Annotated in this window: 9 protein-coding genes; 4 read left to right on the top strand and 5 right to left on the bottom strand. The window is 70.0% G+C overall.

Features of this window, described 5'->3' with window-relative positions; all coding sequences use genetic code 11:
• Window positions 1-112: 112 nt before the first annotated feature.
• Window positions 113-940: an SDR family NAD(P)-dependent oxidoreductase gene (locus tag ACFXKN_RS19970; RefSeq protein ID WP_378966364.1), complete on the bottom strand. Its 828-nt coding sequence runs from the start codon at window positions 938-940 to the stop codon at window positions 113-115.
• Window positions 941-969: 29 nt separating this feature from the next.
• Window positions 970-2,544, bottom strand: coding sequence for a succinic semialdehyde dehydrogenase (locus ACFXKN_RS19965; RefSeq protein ID WP_378966369.1), 1,575 nt, complete (start codon window positions 2,542-2,544; stop codon window positions 970-972).
• 147 nt (window positions 2,545-2,691) lie between these two features.
• On the opposite strand from ACFXKN_RS19965, the gene ACFXKN_RS19960 reads away from it, so the two are divergent.
• From ACFXKN_RS19960 to ACFXKN_RS19945, 4 genes are all read left to right on the top strand, one after another.
• Window positions 2,692-3,372, top strand: coding sequence for a TetR/AcrR family transcriptional regulator (locus ACFXKN_RS19960; RefSeq protein WP_378966378.1), 681 nt, complete (start codon window positions 2,692-2,694; stop codon window positions 3,370-3,372).
• A 78-nt stretch (window positions 3,373-3,450) separates the two neighbouring features.
• Window positions 3,451-4,152, top strand: coding sequence for a response regulator (locus tag ACFXKN_RS19955; protein ID WP_378966383.1), 702 nt, complete (start codon window positions 3,451-3,453; stop codon window positions 4,150-4,152).
• A gap of 26 nt (window positions 4,153-4,178) precedes the next feature.
• Entirely contained in the window at window positions 4,179-5,186 is a 1,008-nt protein-coding gene (locus ACFXKN_RS19950) for an ATP-binding protein (protein WP_378966643.1), read from the top strand.
• A 73-nt stretch (window positions 5,187-5,259) separates the two neighbouring features.
• Window positions 5,260-7,671: a DUF4153 domain-containing protein gene (locus tag ACFXKN_RS19945; protein WP_378966390.1), complete on the top strand. Its 2,412-nt coding sequence runs from the start codon at window positions 5,260-5,262 to the stop codon at window positions 7,669-7,671.
• A gap of 253 nt (window positions 7,672-7,924) precedes the next feature.
• Here the strand turns inward: ACFXKN_RS19945 and recD are convergent, their stop codons facing one another.
• The 3 genes from recD to recC all read right to left on the bottom strand — a co-directional run bounded on the left by recD (window position 7,925) and on the right by recC (window position 16,738).
• Window positions 7,925-9,862 (bottom strand): exodeoxyribonuclease V subunit alpha, encoded by a 1,938-nt coding sequence (recD, locus tag ACFXKN_RS19940; protein WP_378966399.1) that lies wholly within the window; start codon window positions 9,860-9,862, stop codon window positions 7,925-7,927.
• Between the two features lie 97 nt (window positions 9,863-9,959).
• Window positions 9,960-13,322 (bottom strand): UvrD-helicase domain-containing protein, encoded by a 3,363-nt coding sequence (locus tag ACFXKN_RS19935; RefSeq protein WP_378966410.1) that lies wholly within the window; start codon window positions 13,320-13,322, stop codon window positions 9,960-9,962.
• Window positions 13,319-16,738: an exodeoxyribonuclease V subunit gamma gene (gene recC, locus ACFXKN_RS19930; protein WP_378966419.1), complete on the bottom strand. Its 3,420-nt coding sequence runs from the start codon at window positions 16,736-16,738 to the stop codon at window positions 13,319-13,321. The genes ACFXKN_RS19935 and recC overlap by 4 nt, the downstream gene beginning before the upstream one ends.
• Window positions 16,739-16,861: the final 123 nt, after the last annotated feature.

The raw sequence follows: 16,861 nt of genomic DNA, 5'->3' as shown, positions 1-16,861 counted from the left end.
TGTCGACATGGCAGTCGACGCAGACGTGCGCAGACCGCCGACCGACACGACGATGCCCCCGCCGAACGATCGCATCCACGACCGGTCGACGGGGGCACCCCGCACCGAATGCCTACTTGCGTCCGGTGAACTGATCCATCGAGTGGTACACACCCGCCGCGTTCAGATACAGGTCGCGAATCTTGATCGGCAGCAGACCGGTCAGCGCCCGGTTCATCCGCGAGGTCCACGGCATCACCACCAGGGCACCGCCCTTCTTCATCTCCGACCACGAGGTGTCGACGACATCGTGCTGCTCGAGCATCGGCGTGAACAGAATGCCCTTCGCGCCTTCGAACATGCCGGTGTTGATGTAGGTGGGACAGACCGTGGTGACCTTCACGTGGTCGTGGCCCGCCTGCTCGAGCTCGATGCGCACCGAATCCGACCAGCCCAGCGCCGCCCACTTCGACCCCGCGTACACGGCCATGCGCGGGTTGGCGACCAGACCGGCCGAGGAGGCGATGTTCAGCACACGCGCCTGGCCCGCACCGGCGACCATGCCGGGCAGGAACTCCAGGGTGACGTACATCGGGGCCAACGAGTTGATCGCCATCGTCTTGTCGATGTCGGACCGGTTCTCGGTTTCCCAGAAGTAGGTGTTACCGCGCACGATGCCCGCGTTGTTGACCAGGATGTCGATGCCACCGACCTCCTTGCGCACCGCCTCGCCCGCCTCGCGGATCGAGTCCGGCGACGACACATCCACCACGTAGTGGTGCACCTTGCCGCCCGCGGCGGTCAGCTGCGCCGCGGTCTCACGCAGCGTCAGCTCGTTGATATCCCACAGCACCACCGCGTCGGCGCCTTCGGCGACGGCCTTCTCGGCGAACAACTTGCCGAGCCCCATGGCCGCGCCGGTGATCAGGACCCGCTTGCCTGCGACCGTTTCCAGCTTCATCTCTGCTACCTACCCCTGCTCGTATTCCGCTACTTCTGGCGCAGCGTCTTCATGACACCGAAAACCAACGTCATCGTCTTGGCCCACATCTGCTCGGACATGCCGGGCAGCGGCGCGATCGGCAGCAGTCGCTGGACCGCGATGGTCTGGGTGTCGATGTACTTCAGCAGGCCTTCCGGCCCGTGCCGACGGCCCTGACCGGAGATACCGAGACCACCCGACGGCGCGTCGACGCTGCCCCAGGCGGCGCTGAAGCCCTCGTTGACGTTCACCGAACCGGCGTTGATCCGCGCGGCGACGTCCTTGCCCCGGTTCACGTCCCGGCTCCACACACTGGCGTTGAGGCCGTAGGCGGTGTCGTTGGCGGCCTCGACGGCGGCGTCGTCGGAGTCGACCTTGTACACCGAGACGACCGGGCCGAAGGTCTCCTCCCGGAAGACCGTCATGCCCGGCGCCACATCGGCGAGCACGGTGGGCTCGTAGAAGTACGGGCCGAGATCCGGGCGGGCACGGCCGCCGGCGAGCACCTTCGCGCCCTTGGCGACAGCGTCATCGACGTGCGTGGAGACGGTCTCGAGCTGACGAGGGAACGTCAGCGAGCCCATGTCGCGGCTGTAGTCGAGCTCGCCGCCGAGCGACATGTTCTTGACATTGCCCACGAATTCGGCGACGAACTGGTCGTAGACCGAGGCGTCGACGTAGATGCGCTCCATCGACTCGCACAGCTGACCTGCCGACGAGAAGCACGCGCGCACAGCCAGTTTCGCCGCCTTGGAGACATCGGCGTCGGCCAGCACGAGCAGCGGGTTCTTGCCACCGAGTTCGAGTGAGTACCCGATCAGGCGCTCACCGGCCTGCTGGGCGATGGTGCGACCGGTGGCGCTGGAACCGGTGTAGTCGACGTAGTCGGCGCGCGCGATCACCTCGCCACCGATGTCACGGCCACGACCAAGGACCGCCTGCCACAGGCCGCGCGGCAGTCCGGCACGCTCGGCGGCGTCGATGGCCCACAGCGCGGTGAGCGCGGTCTGGTTGTCGGGGCGCGCGATGACCGCGTTGCCCGCGATCAGGGCGGGCAGCGCATCGGAGGCCGCCAGCGCGAGGGGGTAGTTCCACGGCGAGATGACCGCGACGACGCCCTTGGGCCGATTGCGCACCTCGACGGAGGTGAGCACCGGCAGCACGCCGCGCGGCTTGCGGTCGGCGAGCAGTTTGGGGGCGACGGTGGCGTAGTAGCGCGCGTTCAGCGCCACGTCGGCGATCTCGTCGAAGGCGTGCGGGCGGGACTTGCCGGTCTCGGTCTGCACGATGTCGAGGATGGTGTCCTGCTCGGCGAGCACGATGTCGTGGAACCGGCGCACGATCTCGGCGCGCTCCTTGACGCTCACCTTGGCCCAGTCGCGCTGCGCGTGCCGGGCGACGGCGAAGGCGCGCTCGATATCGGCGACCGAGGACTGCGGCAGGTCGCCGATCTTGTGGCCGGTGGCCGGCGCGAAGACGGCGACCGACGGCGCGCCACCGGCGACTCCGCGCTCGAACAGGGGCTTGACCAGCGCGGCGGGCAGCGCGGTTGGTTCGGCGGTCAGCTCGGGGGCTGTCGTCATTGTCGGCCCTTCTCCTCAACAGATGGATCGCGCGGAACGGGTCGCGCACGTTCAGATTATTTACTGAACACTAGTGTTAGATTAATGCCAGCGCCCTGGTTCGTGTCAAGCTTTCAGTGCGCGATGACCAGCTGTGAGGGAGGTGCGATGACCGAGGAATCGACGGCGGTGCGTCGCGGTCGCCCGCCGCAAACCCGGGAGCAGGCCGACGAGGTCCGCGCCAGGATCATCGAGGCGACCGCCGCGGTGTTCGCGCGCAACGGCTCGCGCGGGTTGAGCGTCGCCCAGATCATCGAAGAGGCCGGGCTGGCCAGACCCACTTTCTACCGCTATTTCGGCAATGCGTCCGAGCCGCTGCACGCGGTACTCGACGCGTCCAACGACGGTCTCGTCGGCGGCATCCGCGAGGCACTCGCAGGTACCGACGAACCGGTACAGCTGGGTATTCGGCTGATCGACGCGTACATGGACTGGGCACGCGGGCACGGCCCGATGCTGCGGCCCTTGTTCGCCGAGCTGCACGATCCCGGGTCGGTCGTCTCCGGCTATCGCGAACGCGCGCTCGACGACATTCGCGATCTGGTGCGCAAGACCTTCGGCGAGCTCGGGCGTCCGGTCCCCGCTCCGCTGGACCTGGACGCGGCACTGCACGTGTGCGAGTACGTCGTCTACCGGCTCACCGAGGGCAGCGAGCCGGGTAGCGATCCCGATCCGGCGCTGGCGTCCGAGGCCAGGGGGACGATGATTCGCGTGCTGCTGGTCACCCTCGGCACCCGCGACGATCTCGCCTACGCGATGGAACTACCCGGTCTGTTCCCCAACCTGTAGCGCCGCCGGATCCTCCTCCACACAGAATCTCCACATTTGGCGACGCAACCCTCCACACCGGCTCGCTAGGGTCGCACCATGGAAAACAGTGGGGGCGGGCCAGGACAGGCGGCGCGCCGGATCCTGGTGGTCGATGACGAGGTGACGATCGCCGAGTCCGTGGCTGCCAGGTTGCGTGCCGAAGGGTTCACCGTCGACCTCGCACACGACGGGCCCGCCGCGGTGGCGGCGGCCCTGGCGGGGGAACCCGATCTGGTGGTCCTCGACGTCATGCTGCCGGGGTTCGACGGGCTGGAGGTGTGCCGTCGGATTCAAGCCGAGCGCCACGTGCCCGTCCTCATGCTCACCGCGCGCACCGACGAGACCGACCAGCTCATCGGCCTCGGTGTGGGCGCCGACGACTATCTCACCAAGCCGTTCTCGATGCGGGTGCTCGCCGCCCGCGTGCACGCCCTGTTGCGGCGGGTGGACCGAGCCGCCGAGCGCGGCGACAACAGCATCGTCGTCGGTGATCTGCGGATAGATCTCGCCGAGCGGCGGGTGTGGCGCGGCGACATCGAAGCACGGCTCACCCCATTGGAATTCGATTTGCTGAGCCGGCTCGCGCAACGTCCGCGGGCGGTGCTGGCCAGGGAACGGCTGCTGGAGGACATCTGGGACTGGTCCGACGCGGCGGGCACGCGCGCGGTGGATTCGCACGTGAAAGCATTGCGGCGCAAGCTCGGTGCCGATCTCATCCGCACCGTGCACGGTGTCGGGTATGCCTTGGACGCACGGTGACGGCCCCGGATCGCACCGCGGCGTTGATGGACCGCATCGCCGAGGTGTTGCCGCGGCCATTGGATCGGCTGCGGTCGATCAAACTCAAACTGGCCGTGCTGATGTTGTGTTCGGGCGGTGTCGCATTCGGGTACTTCCGGCTGAAGATCGGCTGGCTACCGCCGCGCACCACGGTGGCCGCCATCGGGATCGCGCTGCTCACCTCGCAGTTCCTCGCACACGGCATCACCCGACCGCTGCGAGAGATGACCGCCGCGGCCCGGCGAATGGCCCAGGGCGATTACAGCTTTCGCGTGCGGGCGTCCTCGCGCGACGAGGTGGGGCAGCTCGCGACCGCGTTCAACCAGATGGCCGCCGACCTGGCCGCCGCCGACCGGCAACGTCGTGACCTCATCGCCAATGTGTCCCACGAGTTGCGCACGCCGGTGACCGCACTGCACGCGGTCCTGGAGAACCTGGTCGACGGGGTGAGCGAGCCCGATCCGGCGACGCTGCGCACCGCGCTGGCCCAGACCGAACGCCTCGGCCTACTCGTCTCCGAACTCCTCGACCTGTCCAGCATCGAAGCGGGCGCGTTCACCCTGGATCGCGAAAACTTCCCACTCACACCGCTGTTGGCGGAGGTGATCGCCGAGGCCGAGGTGATGACCGCCGCGCTGGGCCGCGGTGTCCGGTTCACGACTTCGGTCGAACCCGCCGATGGATGCGTGTTCGCCGACCGGGCCCGCCTGCACCAGGTGCTGTTCAACCTCCTCGACAACGCTGCCAGGCACGGTCCGTCCGGCGGTGAGGTCAGAGTCTCGGCGTCGACCGGCCCCGAGGGGACCGTCCTCGAGATCCAGGACGACGGCCCCGGCATCCCGGAAGCCGAGCGCGCCACCGTCTTCGACCGCTTCAGCCGCGGTGGTCGCACCGACGGCGGCGGTACCGGCCTCGGCCTCGCCATCGCCCGCTGGGTGATCGATCTCCACGGCGGCACCATCGCCGTCGCCGACCCCGGCTCCCGCATCCGCGTCGTCCTGCCCACGGACTGACCCCTACATCCAGATCACCCTCCCGGCACTTCGGTCCCGGGACGCATCCGCACACCTCCAGGAGGGGAAAACTATGTCCGACAAGCCGATACCCGAGGCGCCGACGCCGGCCCGAGGCGCTGCTGAGAGCAAGAACACCGCTGCGCAGACCCCCACCGATCAGCCCGGTGCCGACACGACCGCTTCGGTCGGCGTCGGCGCCGTCACGGACAATCCCGTGACGAGTGGCGGCACACCGGGATCCGGTCCCGAGACGCCCGCTGCCGACCCAGCGAGCGTGGTGGCCGCGAACAGCGTGCCCGACTCCGGCGGCACTACCGCGGTCGCGGGTGACCCACAGGTGGGCGGCGGTGCGACGAGCTCCGAAACTCAGTCGACAGCCGTGCTCACCAAGACCTCGGCGGCGGGCGGCCACCCGGATACTTCGCCCGCCACACCCGGCTCGGTACCGTTGACGACATTGCTCGCCGCGAGTCGTGAGAGCAGCGCTGTCCGGCCATGGACGCCGGGCTGGCAGGCCACACCGTGGCCGAGCGCGCCGTCGACGGGTTCCCAGCGGTCCACGAGTTCCATGCCACTACCTTCGATGCCGCCTCCCCTACCGCCGGTCCCCAAACGCTGGCAGCGCGTAGCCCACCCACCCGGGGTCCTTCCCGCCGCCGTTTCGGTCGGCATCGTCGGTGCCACGGTGATCCCGGTGGACCGACCCGGCATCGGCTGGCTCATCACGGGTATTGCGATCACCGGAGCTCTCTGTGTGGTCGACTACCGCGCCCGGTCCCGCGGTACATCCGTGGACGGCTCATCGGAATCCGCCTCGGCCGGAACATCACCTGCGACCACTCCACCCACGACAGCGCAGACCGCGGCCGACAGCACCGGCGCGAAACCTGCTGAACCACTGTCGCGTTCACTGCCCGACGATCTCGCAGCGCCGAACACCGACGAAGACGCGGCAGTCACTGGACGTTCCGAGTCGGGCCGCACGCCAGACACTGACCTGGACGACGATGCCGCGCCTGCGAACACCGCGCCTGCAAACACCGCGCCTGCGAATACCGCGCCGAGCGAAGCACATGGGTCCACCGATCGATCGGCGGATACGACGAGCGACCGGGTCGCGATCCAGGGCGACGCGGCTGACAACGGTGCGCGGGCCGCGAGAAGTGCTGCGAAGACTGCCGATTCGGCTGTAGTCGGCCTCGGCGAGGTTGCCGCAAAGGCGCCTGTCACCGACCGCGGAGCGCCGTCGAATGAGGTTGCCTCCCACGCCATTTCGATCGGTGATCGGGTCTGGTGGGCGGCAGCCGCGATTGTGCTGCTGGGGGTCGGGACGGTCCGGGCCGCGGAGTGGTTGTTCGTTCTCTGCGTGATCGCGGCGTGTGTCGCCGGGTCGTTGGCGGTGTTGGGACGACGGAGTATGCGGGGAATCGCGCACGACATGTTCGCGGTGCCGCTGGCATCGTTCGGGGCTGTGCCGTGGGCGTTCTCGGGGTTGCGGGACTCGCGGTCGGTGGGGACCTCGACTCTGCGCCGATACGGAGTTTCCGTCGCGGTGACGGCGGCGTTGCTGGTGGTGTTCGTGCCGCTGCTCGGCGGAGCGGATGCGACATTCGCGGGGCTGTTGAACGGGCTTGTTCCGACCGTGGACGGTCCTGCGGCGTGGCGGTGGACCTTCTTGTTCGTGGCCGTCACGGTAGGTGTGCTGGGGGCTCTGTATCTGCTCGCGGGCCCGCCTGCGCGCGCGGCGGATTCGGCGCGGCCGCAACGGCTGTGGTCGCGCAGCGAGTGGATGCTGCCGGTCGCGGCGCTGACCGTGCTGTTCGCGGTGTTCGTCGGCGCTCAGTTCGTTGCCCTGTTCGGCGGCGACGACTACGTGCAGCGAACTGCCGGTCTGACCTACGCCGAGTACGCGCGCAGTGGCTTCTGGCAGCTCTCGGCGGTGAGCATCCTGACGCTGGCCGTCATCCTGGCGGTACTGCACTGGTCGGTGCAGGAGACCGCCGCCGATCGCCGGTCGCTGCGCGTCCTGCTGAGCGCGGTGAGCGTGCTGGCGCTGGTCATCGTGTGCTCCGCGCTCGGCCGGATGTGGACCTACCAGCAGGCCTACGGGTTCACCGTGCTGCGCCTGCTGGTGACGACGTGTGAGCTCTGGGTCGGCCTCGTCTACGTCCTCGTGCTGGTCGCCGTCGCGCGACTGCGCTGGAGCTGGGTGCCGCGCGCCGCGATCGGCACCGCGCTCGGCACGCTCATCGCCCTGGCGCTGCTCAACCCGGAGCATCTTGTCGCCGAGCGCAATATCGACCGTTGGCACACCAGCGGCCGCTTGGACGCGGACTACCTGAACAACCTCTCCCCCGACATCCTCCCCGCCCTCGACCCCCTGCCCGGGAACCTCCGCACCGAAATAGCAACCCCGATCCTCGACGACGTGGACGACGACCACTGGTGGTCCTGGAACTGGTCGCGCAGCTCAGCGCGCTGACCCTCGCGGTCGCGGTCGCTCCACCACGGGCGACCGCGGCCCGCGATGTCACAACGGCTAGCTCCACGCCGACGATCCAGTAACCACTTTCTCGATCCCGGCCTACTCGACCCGGTCGCGACACCGACGACTACCCCTGCGGACCGGCGGTTCTCGATACGCCACTGCTCCACGCGGCAACGGCCCGCGGCCCCTCGACGAGGGCGGCCACCACGGGCCCCGAGGTGATGCGCGTCGCTCGCGTCACATCTCACTAGCCCTGTGGCGCAACGGTTCTGGAAAGGCCGCTGGCTCGGAGGACGCGGCGGCCGATCGCGGCGCGGATGGAGTCCTCGGTGCCGATGACGCGAACGTGGGTGCGGGCCCGGGTGATGGCCGTGTAGAGCAGTTCCCTGGTGAGCAGAGTGGATTCGGGTTCGGGGAGGACGACCGAGACCGTGTCGTACTGGCTGCCCTGACTGCGGTGGATGGTCATCGCGAAAACCGTGACTACGGCCGGGAATTGCGTCGGATGGACCAGATAGGGCTCGCTACCGCGCTGCAGGGCCGCGCGCAGGGAGCCGTCGGGACGACGGATGATGACGCCGGTGTCACCGTTGTAGATCCGGGCCTCGTGGTCGTTGGCGGTGACCAGCAGCGGCTGGCCGGGGTACCAGACCGATTGCGGCCCTTCGGGTCCCGCGCCACCGGCCGCGGCCCACTCGGCGGCCATCCGGTCCCAGCGTTCGACGCCGAAGGGGCCCTGGCGGTGCGCGCAGAGCAAGCGGTGCGATTCCAGCGCGGTCAGTGCGCCGATCGCGTCGCCCGCTTCGGCGGCGGCCGTGACGGCGAGCGCGGCGGTCGTCACGTCCGCCCGCACCGCACGGATGTCGTCGGGGGTGCACAGCGACACATCGTCGCCGCCCGCCCGCAGAATAGCCAGCGCCGCGTCGGCATCGCCCGCGCGGACCGCGACCGCCAGGTCGGCGATGTGCCCGCCGAACCGCCTGCCCCTGGTCAACCGGACGATCCCACCCTGCAACCGCCGCTGTTCGAGTGCGGTCAACGAGTGCGACTGCGCCGCTGCCGGATTCGCCGACAACCCAGTGGATGTCTCGGACCCCACCCCCGACCCACCGAGGTCGAGCACCTCACGAAGAGCCGGGTTCGGCGCGCCGCTGACCGGCCCGGCGACGAGGTCGGCCAGGACCGCACCCGCATCGACCGAGGCGAGCTGGTCGGGGTCGCCGACGAGGACCAGGCGGGTGTCGGGGCGCAGGGCGGAGAAGAGGTGGCTCATCATCGTCAGCGACACCATCGAGGTCTCGTCGACCACGACGACGTCGTAGGGCAGCCGATTGTGTTCGTGGTGGCGGAATCGGGTCGTGCGGCCACGTTGCCAGCCGAGGAGGCGGTGCAGGGTCGAGGCGGTGAGTTCGGGCAGGCCGAGGACGGCGGCTTGTTCACGCACCGCTTCCTGCAGACGGGCCGCTGCCTTGCCCGTGGGGGCGGCGAGGGCGATACGCAGGGCGGGCAACTTCGGCGAGGCGGCGCGGTGGGCGGTGAGCAGCGCCAGGATGCGGGCGATGGTGTGGGTTTTGCCGGTGCCCGGACCACCGGCGACGACGGTGGTCCAGTGGGTCGCGGCGAGGGCGGCGGCCAGGCGTTGCCGGTCGGGGCCGTCGCCGACGGGATCGGCGAAGAGCCGATCCAGTTGTGCGCGAACGAGTTCGGTCTCGATGGCCGGGTGGTCGGTACTGCGTTCGGTGAGTACTCGCCGCAGGGTTTGCTCCTGCTGGTAGTACCGATCGAGGTAGAGCAGCGCGCCACCCTCGGCGTCGGCTTCGACGATCCGCAACGGGCGCAGCGGACCGGACTGCCCGCCGCAGATCAGCGGACTACGGCGCAGGGCCGCGAGCACCCGATCCGTTTCCGGCCACGGCAGGCTCGCCGGGTCGATTCCCGTTGTGCCGTCGCGTGTTTCGTCGGCGTCGATGCCGATCTCGCGCATCCGGGCCAGCTCGAGGCACACCGATCCGGAGCGCACCGCGCGCACGGCCAGGGCCGCCGCGAACAGCACGTCCTCGCTGTCCTCGCGGCCCATCCGACCCAACCGCACCGCGACGTGCACGTCCGCCGCGGACAGCACGCCTGCCTCGTTGAACACCCGCAGCAGCCCGGTCCCCCGCTGTGCCACCTGAATGGACGTCATGATCGGTGCCTCCCCGTAGTCCGCACCACTCGCCGGGGCGTCGACCGGCGATAATCAGGAGCCGAACACCCTGGTGCACCGGCTTCGGCCGCCCTGCTCATCGTTCCCCGGCGAGTAGGTCCGACAGCGCGACAACGAGTTCCGCGGAAGGATGCCAATCGAATACACCGTGCCCCGATGGGGTCGCCGTGCCGATCATGCCCCGCACGAACAGGTATCTGGCACCGCCGAGATGGCGGGCGGGGTGGTAACCGGGCAGCCGCCAGCGCAGATAGCGGTGCAGCGCGACGGCATACAGCAGCGCTTGCAGCGGATAGTGCGAGCGGATCATCTCCGCGACCATGTGGTCGCGACGATAGTGCTCGACGGTGAGGTCCCCCGTGCCGAGCCGGTTGGTCTTGTAGTCGACGATGAGATAGCGGAGTTCGCCTGTTTCATCGGGTACCCGCAGAACCGCGTCGATGCTGCCGGTCAGGTAGCCGCGCAGCACCGTATCGGGCAGTGCGGCAACATGATCGGCGTACCCGGCGAGATCGTCGTCGGCCGGCAGGTGGGTGCGCAGCAGCGCGGCGATGGCGTGCATTCCGGCCGAGCGCGCACCGGGCGTATCGCCACCGCCGAGTGGCAGCTCGAATTCCAGTTCGTTGAGCCGGTCCCGGGTGGCGATCACGGAGAGGGAGCCGAAATCGGCTGGGGTGCGCAGGACTTCGAGCAGCGCTGACGACAGCAGGTCGACATCGAGCTCGGCCATCGTGTGCTCGACCGCCTCGACGCACCGCTGGTGAACCTCGGCAGCGAGGTCTGACACCGAGGTATCGACCGTTTCGAGGACGCCGTGGACCAGCGTGCCGAACTCGGCACCATAGGGCAGGTCGTTCATCAGCGACGGGGCGGCCGTGCTGCCGGTCATGGCGTCGACCGGCGCCTCGGCGGGCTCGTCGTCATGGCCCGGTCCGTCCTCTGGTTCGGAGTCGCTCACTCCTGGGGCGTCGTGCGCACCCGCGGTGAGCGCCGAGTACGAGGTGCGCCGCCACTGCTGGTCGAGGGAGCGGGTGAACCCCGCGGCCGCAAGCTCACCGGTCGGCAGCTCGGTGCGCACTCGCCGGGGCGCCACATCCTCTGGGCGATCGACCATGGTCACCGAGATCACGTCCGAGGCCGCGGCGGCCCACTCGGAAATCCGTTGCGCCGCAGCGGTATCGGCGGGAATCTCCGCCCGGCGCGGTACCTGCGCCGAACCCGGCCGTCGGCCCAGCATCATCCGGTGCAGCGGCGCGGCGCCGGTGGTCACCGCGGGCGCCCACCATGCGACGACCTGGCACATCGCCCGGGTCAGCGCCACATACAGCAGCCGCAGTTCCTCCCCTGATTCCTCGGCCTCACAACGCAATTGGCGCTCGCCGTAACCGGGGGCCTCCTTGCCGCCGATATCGAGGACCCTGGTGCCGTTGTCGTCGTGGAACAGCAGCGTCGCCGGGTACGGATTCTTGGCGCTGTCCCAGGTGAAAGGCAGGTAGACGATGGGGAATTCGAGGCCCTTGCTGGCGTGCACGGTGGCGATCTGCACTGCCGCCGCGTCCCGATCGAGCCTGCGGCTGCGACCACTGATACTGCCTGCCTCCGGGTCGCGAACACGGTCAGCGAGCCAGCGGGTGAGCGCGGTCAGGCCGAGGCCATCGGCCACCGCGACCTCGTCGAGTAGTTGTGCGAGGTGGCGCAGGTCGGTGAGTTCGCGTTCGCCGTTGTCCACCGCGAGCAGGCGCGGCGCGAGGTCGGTTTCGGTGGCGAGCTTGTCGAACACGGCGGCGAATCCGGCGCGCGCGAACAATCGCGCGGCGTCGCGCAACTGGGTGGAGACCCGGCCGACGAGATCCGCACCGCCCGAGTCGATCTCGGCGGCGGTCACGCCGAGGATCGGTGTGCACGCGGCCAGCCGCACCCGGTCACCGCGATGCGGTTGCTCCAGGGCCCGCAACACCCACAGCCAATCGGTCGCGGCGACGGTCGCGAAGACGCTGGTGCCGCCGGCCAGGACGGAGGCGACTCCGACCCGGTCCAATGCCGCACGCACCACATCGATCTGGGATCGAGTGCGCACCAGCACCGCGATATCGCCGGGCCCGATCGGCCTGCGCACTCGGCCGTCGCCGACCTCGCGCAGCGAATGATCCCCGCCGCGTACGGGTTTGGCGTCGATGGCGGTGCCGGATTCGAGCAGGGTGACGATATCGGCGGCCAGATCATCGGCGACCTTGGCCCGCTGCCTGCCCACCGACGGGAACCCCGACCGATTGCGCGCCCCGGCCCCGGTCCGGGGCAGCACCCGTAGTCGCAGTGGGCTGATCGCGTCCGGTTCACCGTGCAGGCGGGTCGTCGGCCGTGTCGGCGTCACCGGATACACGCTGATCTCGGGGTGCCCCAATTCCGCACCGCCACACAGGTGGTCGATGGCGCGCAGCAGTCCGGCGTCGCTGCGCCAGTTGCGGGTGAGCTCGCTGCGTCGATCCGCCAGTGCCACGGCATCGAGGTAGCTGAGCACCTCGGCGCCACGGAAGGCGTAGATGGCCTGCTTCGGATCGCCGACCAGCACGAGGGTGGCGTGCTGGTGGAAGGCCAGGCGCAGGATGTCCCACTGCAGCGGATCGGTGTCCTGGAACTCGTCGACCAGCGCCACCCGGTACCGCTGCCTGATCCGGGCGCAGGCGCGCGGCCCGTGTTCCGGGTCGGCCAGCACATCGTGCAGCAGCACCAGCAGATCGTCGAAATCACGCAGTCCCGCACGGCGTTTGCGGCGTTCGGTCTCGACGCGCACGGCGCTCGCGTAGGCCACGCGCTCCCCCGCCGCACCGTCGGTGCGCGGCGCGAGGTCGGCGTGCCGATCGTGGACCGCCGCCAGCGCCAGGGTGTGCGCATCGCGCACTGTGAAGGGGGCGCGGTCGCGGGCGTAGCGGGCCAGATACAGGTCGTCGGCGACGGTGGCGACGAGGTCGTCCACCGATTCGACCAGCCGGGCACCCGGGTCGTGTTCACCGGCGAGACCGAGTTCGTCGAGCATCCGCTGACAGAACGAGTGGGTGGTGGCGATGGTGCCCGCGTCGAAATCGGCCAGGGCGGTGAGCAATCGGTGCCTGCGCAGCCGCACGGTCGCGGGGTCGGTGTCGGCCATCGCCCGGACGAGTTCGTCCTGGTGGTGCCGTGCCGTATCGGGTTCGGCCAGTGCGGTCGCCACCGTGACGAACCGGTCTCTGGTGCGTTCGCGCAGTTCCTGGGTGGCGGCGCGGCTGAACGTGACGAGGAGCAGTTCGGTGATCGCGATGCCCGCCTCGGCGACGTAGCGGACCGCGAGCCCGACGATGGCGTGCGTTTTGCCGGTGCCCGCGCTGGCCTCGAGCACGGTGGTGCCCTGAGGCAGCGGGCCGGTGGCGTCGAAGGCGGTGGGCGCCGATACGGTCCCCGTCACGGTTGTCCCTGACTTTCGGCGGCGAGCAGCGGCGCCCACCAGCGGCGCGCGAGGGCACCGAAGTGAGTGCTCTCCGGCTCGCCGGGTCGGCTGGGTTCGGTGGCGAGACCGGCGAATCGGAGTGCGCGGCCCCACACATAGCGCAGGTAGCGGTCGGTGTGGTCGCCGAACTTGTCCGGACCGTTCGGACCGCCGTCGAAGGCGTGTTCGGCGGCGAGCAGGGCGTCGGCGACGCTGTCACCACGGAACCGGCGCTCGGCGTAGGCGGCGGTGGCGGCGGGCGCGCAGGGCAGCGGTTCGCACAGTCCTTCCTCGCGCAACCGGACCAGGTCACGCAGGATCGCCAGTGCGGCAGGCGCTTCGGGTGCGGTGATCACCGATCTGGCCACCGGTCTGCTCCGGAATTGGCCCCGTCCGGTACTGATCGCCTGCCACGATCGGTCTTCGGTGGCGGCAAGGGCGAGCAGCGAAACCCAGGACGCGAGCCGGTGTTTCGGTGCCAGGCGCGAGTAGGTGGTGCGCACCAGTGTCTCGCCACGGACCTCGGGCACGGTGCCCGCGAGGGTGCGGCCGTTGCCGAGGTCGACGGCGATGTCGACGGCGCGCGGCGGTGCCTCGTAGTCGGGCAGTGCGGTGCGGACGATGGTGTCGACCGTGCCCTCCACTTCGTCGAGCACCTTGGCCCCGAAACTGAAGGGGGGCAACGTTCCCCGACGCCATTCGGCGGCCCGCAGCCCCGCCGGGTCGGCACCGGTGAGGCGGGCGGTCAGCATGCGTTCGCCGAGGTCCCACTTCGCCAGGCCGTCGAGTTCGATCGGAAGCTGATCGGCGATATCCTCGGATTCTTCGGGCACCCGCAGGCCGAGCCGCTGCCAGAGGAACGCGCGCACCGGATGTTCGGCGAACGAGATCAGTTCCGCCAGTGCGACATCGGCGGCCGGAGCGGGCGGCAGCGGCGCGGTGAGCAGCGGTGGCCGCGGCTGTGACGGACGGGCGGCGGCCCGCGCACCGGCCAGGGCGACGGTGTCGAAGCTGCGTGGGTTCTCGGGGGCGAAGTTGCGGCGGTCGAAGGCCTGCAGCGGGTGACGGATGTGGACGGCGTCCATGGCCGCCTGCCCCACCTGAGTGGCGAGCACGTCGAGGAGTTCGGCCACCGGGACGGCGGGCGGGCGGGCGGCGCCGGTGACCGGGTCGGCACCGGTGTGCAGGACCAGCAGGGTGTCCCCAGCCGCCATGATGGCATCCAGGAGGAGTTGGCGGTCTTCGCTGCGCGCATCACGTTCGCCGACCAGCGGGTCGCGGGCCAGCAGGTCGTCGCCGTCGATACTGCCGGGACGCGGGAAGACATCGTCGTCGAGGCCGAGCAGCACCACCACGCGGTGCGGCACCGAACGCATCGGAACGAGGGTGCACACGGTGAGTTCGCCGGTGCGGAAGTTCGCCCGGCCGGGGCCGCCTGTCAGTCGACTGGTGAGCAGGACCGCCACGTCGGCCAGCCGCAGCCCGGTGGCGCCCGCGTGTTCGGTGGCGGCGACGATCTCGCGGCGCGCTTCGGTGCGGATCCACGAATGCGCGACGGGCACATCGGTGAGCAGGTCGACGGCGCGCAGCAGCACCGTGGTCCATTCGGCGGCGGGCCGCGGGCCGCGCAGGTCACGCAGGCAGACCGCCAGTCGGTCGATGAACTCGGCGAAGCGGCCCGCGAGGTCGACGTCGTTGGAGTCGACATCGTCGAGTGGCAGCGCCAGGTCGAGCCAGTCGTCGCCGGATTCGTCGGCGGTGACGCCGAGCAGGATGCGGTCCACCGCGGCGTTGAGCGTGTTCTGGGCGAAATCGGCCAGGCCGAACGCCTCGCGTTGACGCTGCCCGATTCCCCACCGCGCGCCCGACTCGGCCGCCCACTCGCGCAGCCGTTCGATGTCGTCGTCGTCGAACCCGCAACGGCGGCGTACGGTTTCGCTCGCCGCCAGGTCGAGTACCTGCGTCACCGTGACGCGACCGTCGGCCAGGTCGAGTAGCTCGATCACCACGGCCAGCATCGGGTTGGTCACCGCCCGCCCGCGATCGGCGAGCCGCACCCGCAACCGGTGCGCCGGGTGTTCACCCTCGACCGGGAGGTCGACGCCGGTGCCGCGCTGCCCGAACGCCGCCCGCACCAACGGCGCGAACGCCTCCACATCGGGGCACATGATCAGCACGTCGCGCGGCTCGAGTGCCGGATCCGCCGCGAACGTCCGCAGCAGCAGATCCCGCAGCACCTCCACCTGCCGCGCCGGGCCGTGACATGCGTGGACTTCGACACTCCCGTCCGGCACCGCGCCCGTTTCCGGCACTCGGTCCGCACGCACGGCGGCCTGGACGACGTCGAGTAGCGAGTGCGTGGCGATCTCATCGTGAAGGTGAATATCGCTGTCCAGCACCGGAATCAGGCGCTGCTCCAACTCGCGCACATCACGGGCCAGCCCCGAGAGCAGGGGGTGCGAAACCAGGTCGACGGTGTGATCGTCCGCGCGCGGACGAACCGTTGCACCGACTCCGAGTCCGCCGTCGGCGACCGCCCCAGCAGCACTGAGCGCGGTCCACATGGCCGGGCTCGGGTGCGCCATCCAGAGGTGGACATCGCGGTGGGCGGCGAGGGCGGTGATGACGGCCAGTTGGTCGGCGGGGAGTCGGGTCAGCCCGAACAGCGAGACCCGCTCGGGCAGGTCGATCGAGGCGGGGTCGGCGCGCAGGCGTGCGCAGGCGTGCGCGAGTCGTTCGGCCGGGCTCGGGGCATCGACGGCGGTGCGCAGCGCGCGCCACAACCGCGGTTGCCACGCGAGATCGTCGGGCACAGTTCCACCCGCGCCGTCGGTGTCCGCGCCCGCCGCCCAGTCGAGCAGCACCTGCGGACGTTGGGCGGCGTAGGAGTCGAACAGGGCGGCGAGGTGGGCGGCGGTGGCGTAGCGCCTGCCGACCCGGTGATCCGCCCCGGGCAGGCCGAGATGTCGCGCCAGAACCGCTGCCCACGGCTGGTCGGCGACCTCGTCGATCACCCGCAACAGCGTCCACACCAATCGCTGACCGGCCCACGGATCGTCGGCGGGCGCGACCCCACTCGCACCGGCCAGCACCTCGGCTACCAGCGCCGCAGGCGCGGGAAAGGCGATATTCGCCGCTACCCCGTCACCGACCGGGCCGCGGCTGACACCGGAGCCGGAATCCGCGACGCCGCCTTCGCGAAGTCCGTCGGCGCCCCGAGTACCCACCACACCGAGTACACGCGACAACCGTTGCGCCAACCAGCGCTCCACCCCTTTGGCCGGAACCGCGACCACTTCGGTGACGAAAGGATCGGCAGGCACTGCCCCCAGCAAACGCCCGAGTCCGTCGGCCAGCGCGTCGGCGCGTTCGGCGCGATGGAGATGCAACGACATCCGTTGTTTATACGCCCAGCGACCGACCCGCAATCGCGCGACCCCGCCACCGTCACTGGACCGGGCTAGTGAATTACGCCACACCGCAACGCGTCCCGGCCATGCCTGCGGCACCCTCGACGC

This window comes from Nocardia sp. NPDC059195, assembly GCF_042754695.1.
GTDB lineage: Bacteria > Actinomycetota > Actinomycetes > Mycobacteriales > Mycobacteriaceae > Nocardia.
This window is presented reverse-complemented; position numbering and strand designations above follow the sequence as displayed.

What these genes read in the sequence shown, in the direction of transcription:
- ACFXKN_RS19945 (WP_378966390.1), top strand. Translation starts at nt 5,260, where the DNA reads ATGTCCGACAAGCCGATACCCGAGGCGCCGACGCCGGCCCGAGGCGCT.
- ACFXKN_RS19970 (WP_378966364.1), bottom strand. Translation starts at nt 940, where the DNA reads ATGAAGCTGGAAACGGTCGCAGGCAAGCGGGTCCTGATCACCGGCGCG.
- ACFXKN_RS19965 (WP_378966369.1), bottom strand. Translation starts at nt 2,544, where the DNA reads ATGACGACAGCCCCCGAGCTGACCGCCGAACCAACCGCGCTGCCCGCC.
- recC (WP_378966419.1), bottom strand. Translation starts at nt 16,738, where the DNA reads ATGTCGTTGCATCTCCATCGCGCCGAACGCGCCGACGCGCTGGCCGAC.
- recD (WP_378966399.1), bottom strand. Translation starts at nt 9,862, where the DNA reads ATGACGTCCATTCAGGTGGCACAGCGGGGGACCGGGCTGCTGCGGGTG.
- ACFXKN_RS19950 (WP_378966643.1), top strand. Translation starts at nt 4,179, where the DNA reads ATGGACCGCATCGCCGAGGTGTTGCCGCGGCCATTGGATCGGCTGCGG.
- ACFXKN_RS19955 (WP_378966383.1), top strand. Translation starts at nt 3,451, where the DNA reads ATGGAAAACAGTGGGGGCGGGCCAGGACAGGCGGCGCGCCGGATCCTG.
- ACFXKN_RS19960 (WP_378966378.1), top strand. Translation starts at nt 2,692, where the DNA reads ATGACCGAGGAATCGACGGCGGTGCGTCGCGGTCGCCCGCCGCAAACC.